An 18,609-nucleotide genomic window follows, 5' to 3' on the forward strand; every position below is an offset into this window, starting at 1 on the left:
AACAAACTATTTTCTCATTCATGAAAAAATTAATACCCTTAGTATTGTTGGCCTTGAGCAGCAATTTTGCCATGGCCCAATCCACTTTTACCTTAGTTGAGCAACAGCCCGACAATAAGGTAAGAGCAAATTACCAATTAGCATCTAGGTTTTCTCCAGAAAAGTTAAGGAAGCTTGTTTTCTCAACTTCAGTAGATCCACATTGGTTAAAATTATCTAATAAATTTTGGTATACCTACGAAACACCAAACGGAAAAGAATGGTATATCGTAGATCCTGTAGCAAAAACCAAGCGCAAAATGTTTGACATGGATAAATTGGCTGCAGGAATTACTACAATTGTTAAGGATCCATTTGATGCACAACATTTACCAATTGAAAATTTAAAATTTTCTAAGGATGAGAAATCGGTAACTTTTGAAATTAAAAGTACGGTAGATGAATTAAAGCCTGATAGAAAGGATAAAAAAGCGGCTGATTCTCTGCAAAAAAAGGTTTTTTCATTTAAAGTAGATTTAGATACCGAAAAACTAACTGAGATTCCCAATTTTCAAAAGCCTAAAGCTAAACCGAGCTGGGGTTCTGTAGCACCAGATAGTTCGGCTATTATTTTCAGTAGAAATTATAATTTATACTGGATGGATAAGGAAAATTATAAAAAAGCCATCCAAAATGAGGAAGATAGTACTATTGTGGAGCATCAATTAACAAAAGATGGTGTGAAATATTATTCTTATGGTAGCGATGGAGATGGAGAAAATAATGAGGTAAATGAGAAAAATAATAAAAAGAGAAGGGGTGCATTTGTGTACTGGTCGCCCGACTCAAAACACTTTATTTTAAATAGAACAGATAGTAGAAAAGTTAAAGATTTCTGGGTTATTAATTCAGTTTCGGCTGGCCGACCAACCTTAGAAACTTATAAATACCATATGCCTGGTGAAGCAGAGGCGCCTCAAAACGAATTTGTTTTATTCAATTTTGCTACAAAATCTTACAAAGTATTAAGTCCAAATGCTTTTAAAGACCAAACAATCTCGTTATGGGGAGCACCATCTTTGGCAAAAGATAGAGATAATGAATTTAGACCTGCAATTTGGTTGGGCGATAATACTACTTTCTATTTCAATAGAACCAGTAGAGATTTAAAACGTATTGATGTAGCTACTTATAATATTCAAACAGGGGAAATTAAAACCATAATTGAAGAACGTTTTAATACCTATGTAGAAATCACGCGTCCGGCTTTAATTGATGGTGGAAAAGAATTGATTCACTGGAGTGAGCGCGATGGTTGGGCTCATTTTTATCTATATGATGGAAATGGTAAAATGAAAAATCAAATTACAAAAGGTCCTTATCATGTTGAAGCGATTGTTCATGTAGATCAAAAAAATAGAATGTTGTATTTTACGGCTAATGGTAAGGAAGCTAAAGAAGATCCTTATTATTATCACTTATACAAAGTAAATTTTGATGGTACAGGTCTTCAGCTATTAAATAAGGGTGATTTTGATCATCAGGTGAGCATGAATGATGATGGAAAATTCTTTGTAAATAATTTTTCTAGAGTAAATACAGTTCCTACTTCTGTTTTAATGGATAATTTAGGAAACAAAGTGATGGATTTAGAAATCGCTGATTTAAGTTTATTAATGCAAACGGGTTATAAATTCCCAGAGCCATTTAAAGTTAAAGCAGATGATGGAATTACCGATTTATATGGTGTAATGTATAAACCATTTGACTTTGACCCGAATAAAAAGTATCCAATTATTGAATATGTATATCCAGGACCACAAACTGAAGCGGTTAATAAATCATTCAGTAAGTCGATGGATAGAACAGACCGTTTAGCTCAACTTGGTTATATTGTAATTACGGTTGGTAATAGAGGCGGACATCCGGCACGCAGTAAATGGTACCATACTTATGGTTATGGAAATTTAAGAGATTATGGATTGGCTGATAAAAAAGCTGCAATTGAGCAATTAGCTGACCGCCATAAGTTTATTGATGCATCTAAAGTGGGTATTACAGGTCACTCTGGTGGTGGTTTTATGTCAACTGCCGCTATGTTGGTTTATCCAGATTTCTTTAAAGTAGCTGTTTCTGCTGCAGGAAATCATGATAATGCAATTTATAACCGTTGGTGGAGTGAAAAGCACCATGGAGTAAAAGAAGTTATCACAGCAAAAGGCGATACTACTTTTAAATATGCTATTGATAAAAACCCTGAATTGGCGAAAAACCTTAAAGGTAGATTGTTAATAATGCATGGAGATATTGATAATAATGTAAATCCAGCGGGTTCTATTAGATTAGCTAATGCATTGGTTAAAGCAAATAAGCGCTTTGATTATATGCTAGTTCCAGGACAGCGCCATGGCTTTGGAGATATGACAGAGTATTATTTTTGGCGTTTAGCTGATTATTTTAATCAGTATTTATTAGGAGATTTTTCTCAATCCGTAAATATTATGGAAATGGATAGAGAAATTCCGATGAATGGGAAGGGTAGGTAAATAAGCCTAATCAAAGAAATGGGATAATGTTAATTTACATTATCCCATTTTTATTATAAATATAAATTCAAATCACCTTTTCCTTCTCTTATTACTTCGAAGTATCCATTGGTACAATCTACTACTGTAGAAGCTTCGTTATCTCCATACCCGCCATCGATAACAATATCTACTAAATCTTCATACTTTTCATGAATTAATTCTGGATCTGTAGAATATTCTATCAACTCATCTTCATCCTTAATGGAGGCAGATACAATTGGGTTTCCTAGTGCCTTTACAATTTCGCGAGCAATATTATTATCGGGAACTCTAATACCGACCGTTTTTTTGTTAGAGCTCATTAATTTAGGGACATTATTATTTGCATTAAAAATAAATGTAAAAGGCCCTGGCAATGCTTTTTTTATTACCCTAAAAGTTGAAGTATCAATTGGCTTAATATAGTCAGAAATATGGCTTAAATCTGAGCATACGAATGAGAAATTAGCCTTTTCGGGCTTAATACCCCTGATTTTACAGATCTTTTCAATGGCTTTAGGATGAGTTATATCGCAACCTAATCCATAAACTGTATCTGTTGGATAAATAATTAATCCACCCTTCTTTAACACGTCTACAACCTGTTGGATGTGTTTTTCATTGGGATTATCAGAATAAATTTTAATTAGCATATGTAAAAGTACGTTAGTTGAAAGTAATTTAGGATATTTGTAAAAAAAAACTGCTAACAAAAGACATGAGAAAAGCATTTATCGCATTAGCCGCTTTCTTAATAACCGCTACGGTTATGATAAGTTTGGCTTGGCCGCCATTTATTTGGGCATTTATATTTATCGGACCATTTATAATTTTAGGTGTTTACGATCTTTATCAGCCTAAACATAGTATTGTGAGGAATTATCCTGTTTTTGGTCGTCTTCGTTATTTCATGGAAGATTTAAGACCTAAAGTTTATCAATATTTTGTTGAAAGTGATACCAACGGAAAACCATATAGTCGTTTAAATAGATCATTAATTTATCAACGTGCAAAAAAAGAAAATGATACTATTCCTTTCGGAACTCAATTTGATGTTTATGAGAATGGATATGAATGGTTAAGTCATAGTATTAATGCAATTAGTCATCATGAGTTAAATTCAAACCCACGTGTAATGGTGGGTGGTCCGGATTGTAAACAACCATATTCGGCGAGTATTTTTAATATTTCGGCGATGAGTTTTGGTTCATTAAGTAAGAATGCAGTATTGGCATTAAACGGTGGAGCAAAAATGGGTGGATTTGCACACAATACTGGAGAAGGTGGTATAAGTGACTACCATGAATTGCCAGGTGGCGATTTAATTTGGCAAATAGGAACCGGTTATTTTGGATGTAGAAACCAAGATGGAACTTTTAATTTTGATGCTTTTGCAGAAAGGTCTAAGACACCTAATGTGAGAATGATTGAAATTAAATTATCTCAAGGCGCAAAACCTGGGCACGGAGGTATTTTGCCGGCGAGAAAAGTAACACCAGAAATTGCAAGAATTCGTTTGGTAAAAGTAGGAGAGGATGTATTATCGCCTCCGGGACATAAAGCATTTACCACGCCAATGGAGATGTTGCAATTTGTGAAGAAATTAAGAGATTTAAGTGGTGGAAAACCTATCGGTATAAAATTATGTATTGGTCGTAGAAGTGAGTTTTACGCAATATGTAAAGCCATGGTAGAATCTAATATTTATGTAGATTTTATTACTGTTGATGGGGGTGAAGGTGGTACAGGAGCATCGCCACAAGAGTTTTCTAACTCAGTGGGTATGCCTTTACGTGAAGGATTAGCCTTTGTTTATGATGTGTTGTCTGGATTTGATTTGAAAAAACATATCCGCATTATTGCATCAGGAAAAGTATCATCTGGATTTGATTTGGTGAAAAATATTGCCCTTGGAGCAGATTTATGTAATTCTGCAAGAGGAATGATGTTCGCTTTAGGTTGTATTCAGGCTTTAGAGTGTAATAGCAATACTTGTCCTACTGGTGTAGCTACACAAGACGAAAGTTTAATGAAAGGTTTAGTGGTTGAAGATAAAACCGTTAGAGTTTACAATTACCATAAATTAACTGTTGCAAGTGCTGTTGAATTATTAGGCGCTGCGGGATTAAGAGAACCTTCTCAATTAACTAGAGCTTATATTAACCGTAGAGTTAGTCAAAATGTAGTTCAAAGTTATATTGAGACCTTCCCTTATGTTCCAGCAGGAAGTTTATTACAAACACCATATCCAGCTCATATGGAATTAGGAATGGCGTTGAGTACTTCATCAAGCTTTGCACCAACAGATTATAAAGTTTCTCCTATAGATTATGAAAATGCTTCTTCTTACGGAAGAGTAAATAAAAACGTATAGTAGCTAACATTAGTGCATAAAAAAGGCTTCATAAATTTTATGAAGCCTTTTTTATGGAATATAATTTGAGATTAAAATTCAGCACTTTTTGGGAAACGTGGAAATGCAATAACATCACGAATATTAGTCATCCCGCTAACGAACAATACTAATCTTTCGAATCCTAATCCAAAGCCAGCATGTGGAGCTGATCCAAATCTACGGGTATCTAAATACCAAGACAACTCGTCTTGTGGTACATGCATTTCAACCATTCTCTCTTTAAGGATGTCTAAACGTTCTTCACGTTGCGATCCACCAACAATTTCGCCAATGCCAGGGAATAAAATATCCATAGCAGCAACGGTTTTTCCATCATCATTTAAACGCATATAAAACGATTTAATATCTTTTGGATAATCCGTTAAAATAACTGGTTTTTTAAAGTGCTTTTCAACTAAATAACGCTCGTGCTCACTTTGTAAGTCGGCACCCCAGCTATCAATTAAATATTTAAATTGTTTCTTTTGATTTGGTTTACTTGCTTTTAAAATATTGATGGCTTCCGTATAAGTTATACGCTCGAAATCGTTGCTAAGGCAGAAATTTAACTTTTCTATTAATGAAAGTTCACTTCTTTCTTGTTGAGGTTTCTGTTTCTCTTCTTCTAATAATCTATTATTTAAGAATTCTAATTCTTCTTTACAGTTTTCTAACGCGTATTTAATAACAAATTTTAGCATATCTTCTGCTAAGTTCATATTGTCTTCTAAATCTGCGAAAGCAATTTCGGGTTCCATCATCCAGAATTCGGCTAAATGACGAGTAGTATTAGAATTTTCTGCTCTAAAAGTTGGTCCAAAAGTATAAATTTGTCCAAATGCCATGGCAGCTAACTCACCTTCAAGTTGTCCGGATACCGTTAAATTGGTAGCTCTTCCGAAAAAGTCTTCGGCATAATTGATAGCTCCATTTTCAGTTTTTGGAGGATTATCTAAATCTAAAGTTGTTACTTTAAACATTTCTCCAGCACCTTCTGCATCACTTGCCGTAATAATTGGCGTGTGCATATAAACAAAACCTCTTTCATTAAAGAATTGGTGAATAGCAAATGCTAATGCATGTCTTAATTTAAAAACAGCATTGAAAGTATTAGTTCTGAAGCGTAAATGAGCTATTTCTCTTAAGAACTCTAAACTATGTTTTTTAGGTTGAAGCGGGAATTTCTCAGGATCGCTATCACCTAAAATTTCAACACTCGTTGCTTTTACTTCAACGGTTTGACCTTTACCTAAACTTTCCACAAGTTGTCCAGTAGCTTTAATTGCTGCACCGGTATTAATTCTTTTTAGAATAGCATCGTCGGTATTATTAAAATCAACTACCACTTGTAGATTCCCCATGCACGACCCATCATTAAGGGCTATAAATTGATTATTTCGAAAGGTTCTAACCCAACCCATAACCGTCACTTCTCTATCAAACGTTGTTGATTGTAATAAATCGCTTATTTTTTCTCTACTGATCATTATTTTTGGACTTAAGGAATACAAAAATAAGGATTTTGTTTTAATCTACCACAGCTCTTGGTAAGCTAATGTAAAAGGTTGTTCCCTGGTTTTTTCCTTTGCTCTCCGCCCAAACTTTACCATGGTGTAAATCGGTTATGGTTTTTACCAAAAACAGACCTAGTCCATTAGAATGTTCTTTCCCTGTAGGTTGAGAACTAAGACTAACGAACTTTTTAAATAGTTTGTCATAATCATCTTCACTTAAACCTAAACCTTCATCTTTAATGTATATAACAACATTTTGCTCGTCAGAAACAGCGCCAATATTAATGGTTGAATTGGGGAAGGAGAATTTTAATCCGTTGCTTACTAAATTTTCAAAAAGGTCAGTTAATTTAGATTTATCGCCATTAATGGGTAATGGATTATTGATGTTTATTTTGATGTCCTGAGATTTTGATTTCGCAACCAGTTCTAAATTATTGTAAACCGTTTCTAAAATTTCCAATAAATCGCAAGGTTCTATTTTTAAAGCATACCTACCGGCTTCAATACTCGAAGTGTCTAATAATGAATTAATTTTTTTGAGCGTATTACCGCTTGCCGAATTAATTTTAGAAGTTAAAGTTTGAACGATTTCATTCTCCTTAGTCTTGGTTTGAATAATTTCGCTTGATAATTTTATAGTAGTTAGTGCATTCTTAATATCGTGTACCACTCTATTTAAACGATCTCTTTGTGTTCTAATAACAATACGAGAAGTTAAACGTTGTTCTAAAATATCCATAATAATAGATGATAATATGGATAATAAGTATAGATTACTACTAAACTCTGCTTTTGCTTGGTAATCTAAAATAGAAATAGATCCAATAATAAATCCTTCCTTGGAAACTAGTGGGGCAGAGGCCATGAAATTTATGCCATCATTAACCTGAAATGCAAATTTTGTTGGTGAATTAGCTAGATTGGATATATCGTTAAAAACAACAATTTCATAATCATCTAAATTAAGATTGAATAAACTATTATTTCGGGGTATATCTACGACATTTATTTCTCCAACTATCGACTTAAAAAAAATTCGTTTATCGTCTATAAAACTTATGGTAGCAATAGGCGTTTTAAAAATCTCGCTAGCCAAAATGGCTATTTTTTCGAAGGCAGCATCGGGAGGGGTGTTTAAAATCTCGTAACGATATAATTTATGTAATCGTTTGATTTCGAAATAATCAACATTTAAAGAATTTGCCTTCACCATCAAATTTACATTTTAAAAATTATTTAATATTAGACAAAAAAACTTTTAAAGCAAAAAAAAACTCCCAGAAATTTCTGGGAGTTTCATTAATAAAATTTATTATTTAGGCCAGTACTTTCGTTACCAAGTCTGCAGCATCTTTTAATGCAATTGCAGAATAAACGTGTAATCCAGATTCGTCAATTAATTTTTTTGCTTCTTCGGCGTTTGTACCTTGAAGGCGACAAATAATTGGAACAGGAATATTTCCAATTTCTTTATAAGCATCAATTACTCCTTGCGCAACGCGATCGCAACGAACAATACCACCAAAAATATTAATTAAAATAGCTTTTACATTAGGATCTTTAAGGATAATATTGAAAGCTGCTTTAACCGTTTGAGCATTTGCCGTACCACCAACATCTAAGAAATTAGCTGGTTCGCCACCTGCCAATTTAATTATGTCCATAGTTGCCATTGCTAAACCAGCACCATTAACCATACAACCAACGTTACCATCTAATTTAACATAGTTTAAGTTAGATTCACTTGCTTCAACTTCGGTTGGATCTTCTTCAGATTTATCGCGCATTGCGGCATAATCTGGGTGTCTAAACAAAGCGTTTTCGTCTAAATTTACTTTCGCGTCAACTGCAATAATCTTATCGTCACTGGTTTTTAAAACCGGATTAATTTCGAACATTGCAGAATCGGTATTATCATAAGCTTTATATAAAGCGTTTACAAATTTTACCATTTCTTTGAAAGCATTTCCGCTTAAACCTAAGTTAAAAGCAATTTTTCTAGCTTGAAAAGCTTGTAAACCAACTTTAGGATCTATTTCTTCTTTAAAGATAAGGTGAGGAGTTTTCTCAGCAACTTCTTCGATATCCATACCACCTTCTGTACTATACATAATTATATTGGTGCCATTACTTCTGTTAAGTAAAACACTCATATAAAACTCTTTAGTTTCAGATGGACCTGGATAATATACATCTTGAGCAATAAGTACTTTATTAACTTTCTTGCCTTCTGGACCAGTTTGAGGTGTTACCAATTGCATTCCAATAATATCGGATGCTCTTTGTTGAACTTCTTCTAAATTCTTAGCCAACTTAACACCACCACCTTTACCGCGACCACCTGCATGGATTTGTGCTTTAACCACAACCCAGTCAGAATTATAGTCAGTTTTCATTTTTTTAGCTGCTTCTACTGCCTGTTCTGGTGTTTCTGCAACTATACCCTCTTGGATATTAACACCAAAGCTTTTAAGGATCTGCTTTCCCTGATATTCGTGGATGTTCATTCTGCTTAATTATTTGCTCAAAGCTACAATTTTCGAGTGAATTTTTTAACAATTATCTTTAGTTAATCTTATAAATTGATTGTAATAGTATAAAATTATTGTTATACTGATTACTTTAGATGTTATAGAAGGCTATAAATTAAGGTATTAGAGTGTTTGTAAGTCTTGCTATTACATCTATGCAAATTGGCGTCTGTTAACTTTTCTATTTTTATACCATTCCATTGTCTACGATTGCTTAATTTAGCAAAAAACTAATCATATGATAAACAAAGTTGTAGAGGGTCCTGAAGTAGCAATTAGTGACATTCAAGATGGTGCAACCATAATGCTTGGCGGTTTTGGATTATGCGGTATTCCAGAAAATTGTATCACCGCTTTAGTGAAAAAGGGAACAAAAAATTTGACCTGTATATCTAATAACGCAGGGGTTGATGATTTTGGAATTGGCTTAATGCTTAAAACCAAACAGGTAAAAAAAATGATTTCGAGCTATGTTGGCGAAAACGAGGAGTTTGAGCGACAACTCTTAAGTGGAGAACTAGAAGTAGAATTAATACCTCAAGGTACGTTGGCTACCCGTTGTTTAGCAGCCGGGTATGGCATGCCAGCAATATTTACACCTGCTGGTATCGGAACCGAAGTTGCAAAAGGTAAAGAAGTACGTAATTTTAAAGGTAAAGATTACTTAATGGAGTACGCATTTGATGCTGATTTTGCCATAGTTAAGGCCTGGAAAGGAGATACCGCAGGGAATTTAATATTTAAATCTACCAGTAGAAATTTTAACCCAATTATGGCGATGGCTGGTAAAATTACCATTGCAGAAGTAGAAATTTTAGTAGAAGCCGGAGAATTAGATCCTGATCAAATTCATACACCTGGTGTTTATGTACATAGAATTTTCGAGGGGAAAAATTATGAGAAGCGTATTGAACAAAGAACAGTAAGATCTAAAAAATAATAGCATATGTTAGATAAAAACGGAATTGCAAAACGTATAGCAAAAGAAATTCAAAGTGGCTATTATGTTAATTTGGGTATAGGAATACCAACATTGGTTGCTAATTATATTCCAGAAAGTATGCCTGTGGTTTTACAATCGGAAAATGGATTGTTAGGAATGGGACCATTTCCTTTTGAAGGGGAAGAAGATGCAGATTTAATAAATGCTGGAAAACAAACCATTACTACTTTGCCCGGATCTTCTATATTCGACTCAGCCATGAGTTTTGGAATGATACGTGCTCAAAAAATAGATTTGACTATTTTGGGAGCGATGGAAGTTTCTGAAAATGGAGATATTGCCAATTGGAAAATTCCTGGGAAAATGGTGAAAGGAATGGGGGGAGCAATGGATTTAGTAGCATCAGCTAAAAACATTATTGTGGCTATGCAACATGTAAATAAAGCTGGAGAATCTAAATTACTTCCAAAATGTACACTTCCACTTACAGGAATTCACTGCATTAAGAAAGTAGTAACTGAATTGGCCGTTTTGGATATTTTACCAACGGGCGGTTTTCAATTAGTAGAAAGAGCGCCAGGTGTTTCAGTAGATCATATTAAGCAATCTACTGCCGGAAAGCTTTTTGTGCCAGATTATGTTCCAGAAATGATTATCGACTAAAGTGTTTCTGCTAAATAGATTTTTTTTAATTCTCCGGATATATCGTCAGTAACTCTGATGATATCATCCGGATCATTAGAATTATTGATAATTATCCGATTACAGGATTCTTTATAAGGTAGTAAATATTCCTTGTAGGCTGGTAATACATGGTTGTACCATTTATAAAGCACATCTTCTTCTGGATAACCCCTTTCAAATCCATCTCTCTGAATTCTCCGTTGTAAAGAAATTTCTTCATCAGCTTCTATAAAAATAGTATGGTCTAGTAAAGAGGCAATTTCTTTAAAATGTAGAATAAATAAACCTTCAACAATGATTATTGGAGCGGGTTTTATTTCTAAAATTTTATTTACAGCAATAGGGTTGTTAAAATTGTATTCTTTTTTATAAACAACTTCGCCTGAAATTATTTTTTTGATATCAATTAGAAATTGTACATCATCAATGGTAGAAGGTAAATCAAAATTGTATAATTTATTTTCCTCCTGGGTCATTTCGCCCGCGGGAATATAATAATCGTCTTGCGATACTAGCGTTACCTCATCTTGTTTAAAATGATGTAAAAAGCAATTTAAAAAGAAAGTTTTACCAGAGCCGCTTCCTCCGGCTATACCTATAATGTGAGGTTTATTATTTGTCATTCCCTTGTGCTGCATAACTTAAATTGCAGAAAAATCTTTTGTCTAAAACACCTAGTTTCTCGGCTACCGCCTTTGTAACTACGATTATTACATCTTTTGTAGTTTCATTCTCAGTGAATTTTCCTACAACTTTTGCAAAGGTAGAAATATTTCCCATTGGATTTTTAACCATTATAATTGTTCCTATAGGTAAAGTTCTATGAAGAACCAACATTTTAGTAGGGTCTAAATCTGGATCTTCTATCCAAACCGCAGTACCTTTTTCTTCAACATGGTTTAATCCGTAAACACTAGGACTTCGTCTTAAATTAGGGTCTGAAATGGTTTCTACTGTATCAGCAAATGTAGTATTTCTATTTGCTTCAGGAACAGAAACACCTGTCATACTAGATCCTGGAACTTTTAAAACTTGTCCAACGTTAATGGTATTATCAGTTAAGTTATTGGCTTCCCTAAGTTGAAAAGCAGTTAAAGCATAGCGTTGTGCAATGCTGAAAATAGTTTCTCCAGCACTTACTGTATGTGTTCTTCCACTAGTATTTGGTGCATTTTGACTAGTAACATTGGAGTTTGTTGGTGTAGGATTTGTAATTACTGGTGTTGTGCTTACTGGCGCATTGGTATTGGCCGCGACATTAGTCGATTCGGTAGGGATTTTTAAAATTTGACCAATTTTTAAGCTGTTTGAGGTAAGGTTGTTTGCACTTTTAATAGCTTCTACAGTAGTATTATAATCTTGGGCAATTTTATTTAAATATTCTTTAGGTTTTACCGCATGTTCTACAAAATTAGTAATTGTTGTATTTGCAGGTTTATTAACCACAGGAGGTGTATAAACTGAGGTAGTAGGAGTGGTATTTACAACTTGAGCGGCTGCAGTTGGTAGGCTTGGAGCTGTCCCGGGAATAATTAATTTTTGTCCGATTGATAAATTATTAGAATTAAGTTGATTTGCTTCTTTTAATTGAGCAACCGTTATTCCGTATAGATTAGATATAATACTTAAATTTTCTTTGGCTTTAACAATATGCGTTTTTTGAGCACCAGATTCAGTTGAAACAGCCGCTTGGCTTGTAAATGGAAGCTGAGTAGGTACTTTTATAATTACACCGGGCACTAATGTCTTATTATTGTTAAAACTTATGATATCTTTTGGAGCTACGTTATATTTTCTTCCTAAAGCATAGTAAGTCTCACTAGGATCTATTTTATGCAATACAACTTTCTTGCCGTTCAAATTTTCGACACCAATAGAATCTAATAAGCTATTTGCCCTTACTGTGCTGATTGTAAGAATGATAGAAATGCATGTAAGGCTTAATATTTTCTGCATGTTAGCTTTATGGTTGTTTTCATTTACAAATTTACGATAAAAATATTTTATCGGTGGATATGCAGATAAAACGATTGAACTAGTTTCGTATTGTTCTGATGCCTAATTTCATTAAAAATTATGAATATATTATGAATATTATATCAGAAATTAGTTAATATCTTTATCCCTATGGGATATAAAAGTTTAGAAGACTGTGTTCGAGATTTAGAAGCGAACAAGCATTTAGTTCGAATAAAAGAAGAAGTAGATCCATATTTGGAAATGGCCGCCATTCATATGAGGGTATATGATAATAAAGGGCCAGCTTTATTATTTGAAAATATAAAAGGATCTAAATTTCCAGCTGTTTCTAATTTATTCGGAACTTTAGATCGATCTAAATTTATTTTTAGGGACACCTTAAATAGTGTTGAACGTTTGGTTCAATTGCGTAACGACCCAATTAAGGCCATAAAAAATCCATTATTGGCTGGAAAAGCTGCAATGGGTGCTATTTCGGCCTTGCCATTAAGACAAAGGTTTTCTAAATCACCCTTCCATAAAACTACCATAAGTGCATTGCCGCAAATTGTAAACTGGATGGACGACGGAGGCCCGTTTGTTACTATGCCTCAAGTTTATACGGAGGACGTGGCGAATCCAGGAATCATGAAGTCTAATTTAGGGATGTACAGGATTCAACTTAACGGGAATAATTATATTCCAGACAAGGAGATTGGTTTGCATTATCAAATTCATAGAGGCATCGGTATTCACCAAGCAAAGGCTCAAGCAATAGGTAAGCCTTTAAAGGTGAGTATATTTGTTGGCGGTCCACCCGCACATCCATTATCGGCAGTAATGCCACTTCCAGAAGGACTTTCTGAATTGACATTTGCAGGCGCTTTATGTGGACGAAGATTTAGATATTTTTATGACGATGAAGGATTTTGTATTTCTGCGGATGCTGATTTCGTGATTACAGGGACAGTTTATCCGAACGATAATAAACCCGAAGGACCATTTGGAGATCATTTAGGTTATTATAGTTTGGTTCATCCATTTCCTGTAATGAAAGTGCATAATGTTTACCATAAACCTAATGCTATTTGGTCGTTTACAGTTGTAGGCAGACCACCACAAGAAGATACCAGTTTCGGAGAATTAATACATGAGATTTCGGGATCTGCTTTACCGCTAGAAGTTCCAGGTTTAAAAGAGCTTAATGCGGTTGATGCAGCAGGAGTACATCCATTGTTGTTTGCGATTGGCAGTGAGCGATATACCCCTTATTTAGAAACAAAAAGGCCTCAAGAATTATTAACTATTTCGAATAGAATTTTAGGGACTAACCAATTGAGTTTAGCTAAATTCTTATTCATTGCTGCGCAGGAGGACAATAAAAATTTAAAATCTACGGATCATGCAAATTTTATGATTCATATGCTAGAACGCGTAGATTTTACAAGAGATATACATTTTCAAACTCAAACTACAATAGATACGCTCGATTATTCTGGTGACGGAATAAATTCTGGTTCTAAAGTGGTTATCGCAGCAGTAGGTGAACCAAAATATGAATTATTAAGAACTGAAGCTAGTTTAGATGGCTTTGAAAGTAGTTTTGTATTGCCTGGTGTATTGGCGGTTAAAGGCGCAGCTTATAAAAACGAAGACGAAACTTTGACTACCATAAAAGCTTTAGAAGAAGCTTGGAATAAAAAACCAATTTCAGGTGCTAGGTTATTCATTTTATGTGATGATCTGCAATTTTTGGCTGCCACTTTAAATAATTTTCTGTGGGTAACTTTTACTAGGAGCAACCCAGCTGCAGATATTCATGGAATCGGTGCTTTTACAAAGAATAAGCATTGGGGATGTACAGGTCCGTTGATTATCGACGCAAGAAAAAAGCCCCATCACGCACCAGAATTAATCAAGGATCCAGCTATAGAAAGCAGGGTTGATGCACTGGGCCGAAATGGAGCTTCTTTACAGGGTATAATTTAAAATCTGGCGCCTATCGTCAACATCACGTTGTTCTTTTTTAAGTTAACATCGGTTGATGGTGTGGTGCCGTATACTAAATTATAAGGACTAAAATTACTGTTGTTTTCTAAATGTTGATAAGCTAAATCTATAGAGTAATTGTTTATACGAACACCTAATCCACCTGTATAAACTTGAGTGTATTGATCTTTATTGTCTTTATATGGACTACCATTTAATGCATATCCACCTCTTAAGCTAATATTATCAAATTTTATTTCAGCACCAATTCTATAATTTAATGCTTCCTGATACCTGTTTCTAATATTGGCATTATTTTCATTTACCAATTGGGTTTCATAAGTATAAGGATCAGAAATTCTAGCTGAAGCATAATCCACATAATCAATATCGGCACTAATTAATGCTGTGCTAGCGATTACATAACTTGCTCCAATAGAACTTTTCATTGGCGTTTTTATATTGTAATTGTATTCGTAAGTATTGGTATTGCTGGTGCCTCCAGCTGTTTTTCTATTGTCTAGGTATTCTGTATAGGTATCTTTTACCTCCATCCAGGTTGGCGTTTGGATAGTAGCTCCAATTCTAAATTCAGGAACTGGTCTAAATATAAAACCTAATCTTCCGTTTACACCTTCACCGGTGGTAGTTTGGTTTTGTCCGAAAATAAAATTATAAGGTTTTTGATTTCCTGTTGGAACACCTTGAGTGGTTAATTCACGGGCCATTCCTTTTTCGTTAAATTCTGCATCCCTTGTATAATCTAACGTAAGAAAATTAATTCCTAAACCAATATAAAACTCGTTTGAAATATTTACTGCTGCAGATAAATTAAACTCAGAACTATTACCTTTTCTTAACTCTTTTGCTAATTGAGTATTGTTTACATAAGTTTCGGGATAGTAATAACCAGCATTATCATAACTAATTAGATAATTGTTGTATGCCCATTTTTCGAGGCTGTTGTTACCTAAATTAGAAGGAGAAGAAGAGCCACCAATTTCTGCAAAATAATCGGCGAAAGAACTTTGGTTATTTACACCACCAAAAGTAAAATCGTTATTATAATCCGCCACTCTATTGTAACCCAAACCAAATACCACACTTAATGCGCCTTTAGAATTATTAGAAGTATAAGAAGGAAGGTAGAATGCAGCGCCCATTTGTCCGACGAAAGGAATTGTTTTACTGGTTTTATACCCTTCATTAAAATAATTGGTTCTGGTATTTAGGCTACTAAATTCTGGAGAGAAATTAAATTCAGATTTTGTAAAAAGTCCTAAACCTGCTGGATTTCCACCCAAAGAACTTAAATCGCCACCCACACCAATTTGTGCGCCTCCCATAGCTTTAAATCTTGCATTAGAAGAATAATTTGTTTCTGAGAAGCGTAAAACATCTCCTGCATATTGTGCATATGTTGTTGCTGTGATAGCTGATAATGCTACCATTAGACTAAGAATTTTAAATTTCATAAGCTTAAGTAATGTTTAATTTCCACCTCTTGTTGGTCGGCCCGAACTACTGCTTCCGCCACTACTACCTCTAGAAGAACTTGATCCAGAATTTCCTGAACTAGAAGAACTCGGTCTTTGTTGTTGAACCTGAGGTCTAGAAGCTGGAGCTGAACTTTGTCCGGATGGTCTAGATTGAGTAGTAGTTTCTCTCGAAGGTCTTGCTGGTGCATTTGTATTTGCAGTAGCGCCTCTTTGAGGGGTACTTGTATTTGGACGAGTCTGATTGGTATTGGTTGGTCGGCCTTGAGTCTGAACATCTCTATTAGGTCTTCCATCGTTAGTACCACTCATTGGGTTTCTATTTATATAATCATTACCTCTGTTTGGTCTTGGACCATAATTAGGGTTTACAGCTGGACTTCCTATAGGATAGCGAATTCCGCCATAGTAACCGCCACCATAGTAACCTCCGCCATAATAACCACCTCCAATGTAGTATGGATAACCTAAACCAAAATATGGATTATATCTATATCCATAGTAAAAATCGCTATACCAAGGATCGTAGTTATACCATGAATTTCCCCATCTAATTCCCATGTAAAGCGATGGAGAATAAGTGTACCAAGGCATAAATCGGTTAGAATAATAACCAAAATAGTAATCGCTATTATAATAAGGTCTGTATAAACCAGTACCGTAAAAATTATTTAAACGTGTAGAGTAATCTAACCCATAATATGGATCGTCATAATAATTATTGTCATAATTATCTTGCTGATTATCAGGATAAGCACTTGCAACGGATTCAGAATTAGATGAAAAAGTGTCTTCATAAACAGGTGTTTCTACACGAGTAATGTAAACATCGTCATCATAAGCTCCATGCTGCGCAGTTCTTGGTAGCGAGCAAGAGGAGACGACTAAAATAGTCATCAAAAAAGCTGTGTAAATAAATAATTTAGATTTCATATGATGTGTTTTATTTGTATGCGAGCTACAATCTTGTATTAAATTTATAAATTTGTGGATAACATAACAAATAATTTAACACAATTAACATTCCAATTATATATGAGCAAGGGTATAACAAGTCAAAACGAGGATTATTCGCAATGGTATAACGACATTGTTATTAAAGCCGATCTGGCTGAACACTCCTCAGTACGGGGATGTATGGTAATTAAGCCATACGGTTATTCTCTTTGGGAGAATATGCAGTCAGTTTTAGACCAAAAATTTAAGGAAACAGGGCATTCAAATGCATACTTTCCATTGTTTATACCCAAATCGTTTTTCTCTAAAGAAGCTTCGCACGTAGAAGGATTCGCAACAGAGTGTGCAGTAGTTACGCACTATCGTTTAAAGAACGATGGAAACGGACAAATTATTGTTGATGAGGAAGCAAAATTAGAAGAAGAGTTAATTGTTCGTCCTACTTCTGAAACCATTATTTGGAATACATACAAAGGTTGGATTCAATCTTACCGCGATTTACCAATTTTAGTAAATCAGTGGGCAAACGTTGTACGTTGGGAAATGAGAACACGCTTATTTTTACGTACTTCAGAATTTTTATGGCAAGAAGGCCATACAGCACATGCAACATCGAAGGAAGCCATAGAAGAAACAGAGAAAATGTTGGATGTTTATGCAGATTTCGTAGAAAATTGGATGGCTGTACCGGTTGTTAAAGGTGTAAAATCGCCGAACGAACGTTTTGCTGGTGCTATAGAAACTTATTGTATAGAAGCATTAATGCAGGATGGAAAAGCTTTACAAGCGGGTACATCTCACTTTTTAGGTCAGAATTTTGCAAAAGCTTTTGATGTAAAATTCACCAATAAAGAAGGTAAAATTGAGCATGTTTGGGCAACCTCTTGGGGGGTATCAACCCGCTTAATTGGGGCTTTAATTATGGCGCATAGCGACGATTTAGGATTGGTACTTCCTCCAAAATTGGCACCTACTCAAGTTGTAATTGTTCCAATTCATAAAGGAGAAGAAGATTTAGCTAAAATTACTGAATTTGTTGATGGCCTTATTCTAAAATTAAAAGCGCTTAATATTAGAGTTAAATATGACGACCGCGACACACAACGTCCGGGCTTTAAATTTGCAGAATACGAATTAAAAGGTGTTCCATTGCGTATAGCTATTGGTGCTAGAGATATGGAAAATGGTACCGTAGAATTAGCAAGAAGAGATACAAGAGAGAAATTTACTGTAGCTCAAGACGGTTTAGATACGTATATCCAGAACTTATTGGAAGAAATTCAAAAATCTATTTTCCAAAAGGCTTTAGATTATAGAAATTCACATATCACTAAGGCAGATTCGTTAGAAGAATTTGTAGAATTATTGGATAATAAAGGCGGTTTTATAGCGGCACATTGGGATGGAACTCCAGAAACCGAGCAAAAAATAAAAGAACAAACAAAAGCTACTATTCGCTGTATACCTTTAAATAATCCTTTAGAAGAAGGAACGTGTATCTTAACTGGTAAACCTTCTAAACAAAGAGTGTACTTTGCTAGGGCATATTAAAAAATATTAATTTGTTGAAAATTTAAGGCTATTTTGCCATT

General features: G+C 34.5%; 14 protein-coding genes. 6 read left to right on the forward strand and 8 right to left on the reverse strand.

Annotated features, from left to right (window positions below):
• The first annotated feature begins 20 nt into the window (after positions 1–20).
• On the forward strand, positions 21–2,525 hold the full coding sequence (locus VRU49_RS07620; RefSeq protein ID WP_330146186.1) for a S9 family peptidase: 2,505 nt from the start codon (positions 21–23) through the stop codon (positions 2,523–2,525).
• A 53-nt stretch (positions 2,526–2,578) separates the two neighbouring features.
• Here the strand turns inward: VRU49_RS07620 and VRU49_RS07625 are convergent, their stop codons facing one another.
• Positions 2,579–3,199: an L-threonylcarbamoyladenylate synthase gene (locus VRU49_RS07625; RefSeq protein ID WP_330146187.1), complete on the reverse strand. Its 621-nt coding sequence runs from the start codon at positions 3,197–3,199 to the stop codon at positions 2,579–2,581.
• Positions 3,200–3,264: 65 nt separating this feature from the next.
• On the opposite strand from VRU49_RS07625, the gene VRU49_RS07630 reads away from it, so the two are divergent.
• The gene (locus tag VRU49_RS07630; protein ID WP_330146188.1) at positions 3,265–4,920 is read left to right on the forward strand and encodes an FMN-binding glutamate synthase family protein; all 1,656 of its coding nucleotides are present in this window, start codon (positions 3,265–3,267) and stop codon (positions 4,918–4,920) included.
• A 71-nt stretch (positions 4,921–4,991) separates the two neighbouring features.
• On the opposite strand, the gene asnS is transcribed toward VRU49_RS07630, so the two are convergent.
• From asnS to sucC, 3 genes are all read right to left on the reverse strand, one after another.
• A complete protein-coding gene (gene asnS, locus VRU49_RS07635; RefSeq protein ID WP_330146189.1) occupies positions 4,992–6,428 on the reverse strand; it encodes an asparagine--tRNA ligase in 1,437 nt (478 codons plus the stop codon).
• 40 nt (positions 6,429–6,468) lie between these two features.
• Positions 6,469–7,671, reverse strand: a complete 1,203-nt coding sequence (locus VRU49_RS07640; RefSeq protein ID WP_330146190.1) for a GAF domain-containing sensor histidine kinase — start codon at positions 7,669–7,671, stop codon at positions 6,469–6,471.
• 103 nt (positions 7,672–7,774) lie between these two features.
• On the reverse strand, positions 7,775–8,965 hold the full coding sequence (gene sucC / locus VRU49_RS07645; protein WP_330146191.1) for an ADP-forming succinate--CoA ligase subunit beta: 1,191 nt from the start codon (positions 8,963–8,965) through the stop codon (positions 7,775–7,777).
• Positions 8,966–9,227: 262 nt separating this feature from the next.
• Here sucC and VRU49_RS07650 point away from each other — a divergent pair, with 262 nt between their 5' ends.
• Positions 9,228–9,929 (forward strand): CoA transferase subunit A, encoded by a 702-nt coding sequence (locus VRU49_RS07650; RefSeq protein WP_330146192.1) that lies wholly within the window; start codon positions 9,228–9,230, stop codon positions 9,927–9,929.
• Between the two features lie 6 nt (positions 9,930–9,935).
• A complete protein-coding gene (locus VRU49_RS07655) occupies positions 9,936–10,595 on the forward strand; it encodes a 3-oxoacid CoA-transferase subunit B (RefSeq protein WP_330146193.1) in 660 nt (219 codons plus the stop codon).
• Here the strand turns inward: VRU49_RS07655 and VRU49_RS07660 are convergent.
• Positions 10,592–11,239, reverse strand: coding sequence for a uridine kinase family protein (locus tag VRU49_RS07660; RefSeq protein WP_330146194.1), 648 nt, complete (start codon positions 11,237–11,239; stop codon positions 10,592–10,594). The two genes, VRU49_RS07655 and VRU49_RS07660, sit on opposite strands and share 4 nt — an antisense overlap.
• Complete coding sequence (locus VRU49_RS07665; protein ID WP_330146195.1) at positions 11,229–12,572, reverse strand: LysM peptidoglycan-binding domain-containing protein; 1,344 nt, start codon at positions 12,570–12,572, stop codon at positions 11,229–11,231. Before VRU49_RS07665 ends, VRU49_RS07660 begins: the two co-directional genes overlap by 11 nt.
• A gap of 171 nt (positions 12,573–12,743) precedes the next feature.
• Between VRU49_RS07665 and VRU49_RS07670 the strand changes: the two genes are divergently transcribed.
• The gene (locus VRU49_RS07670; protein WP_330146196.1) at positions 12,744–14,564 is read left to right on the forward strand and encodes a UbiD family decarboxylase; all 1,821 of its coding nucleotides are present in this window, start codon (positions 12,744–12,746) and stop codon (positions 14,562–14,564) included.
• Here the strand turns inward: VRU49_RS07670 and VRU49_RS07675 are convergent.
• Positions 14,561–16,039: an OmpP1/FadL family transporter gene (locus tag VRU49_RS07675; RefSeq protein WP_330146197.1), complete on the reverse strand. Its 1,479-nt coding sequence runs from the start codon at positions 16,037–16,039 to the stop codon at positions 14,561–14,563. The two genes, VRU49_RS07670 and VRU49_RS07675, sit on opposite strands and share 4 nt — an antisense overlap.
• A gap of 15 nt (positions 16,040–16,054) precedes the next feature.
• Positions 16,055–16,993, reverse strand: a complete 939-nt coding sequence (locus VRU49_RS07680) for a hypothetical protein (protein ID WP_330146198.1) — start codon at positions 16,991–16,993, stop codon at positions 16,055–16,057.
• Positions 16,994–17,095: 102 nt separating this feature from the next.
• Here VRU49_RS07680 and proS point away from each other — a divergent pair, with 102 nt between their 5' ends.
• On the forward strand, positions 17,096–18,568 hold the full coding sequence (proS, locus tag VRU49_RS07685) for a proline--tRNA ligase (RefSeq protein WP_330146199.1): 1,473 nt from the start codon (positions 17,096–17,098) through the stop codon (positions 18,566–18,568).
• Positions 18,569–18,609 lie beyond the last annotated feature (41 nt).

Source organism: Pedobacter flavus (assembly GCF_036324285.1).
GTDB lineage: Bacteria > Bacteroidota > Bacteroidia > Sphingobacteriales > Sphingobacteriaceae > Pedobacter > Pedobacter flavus.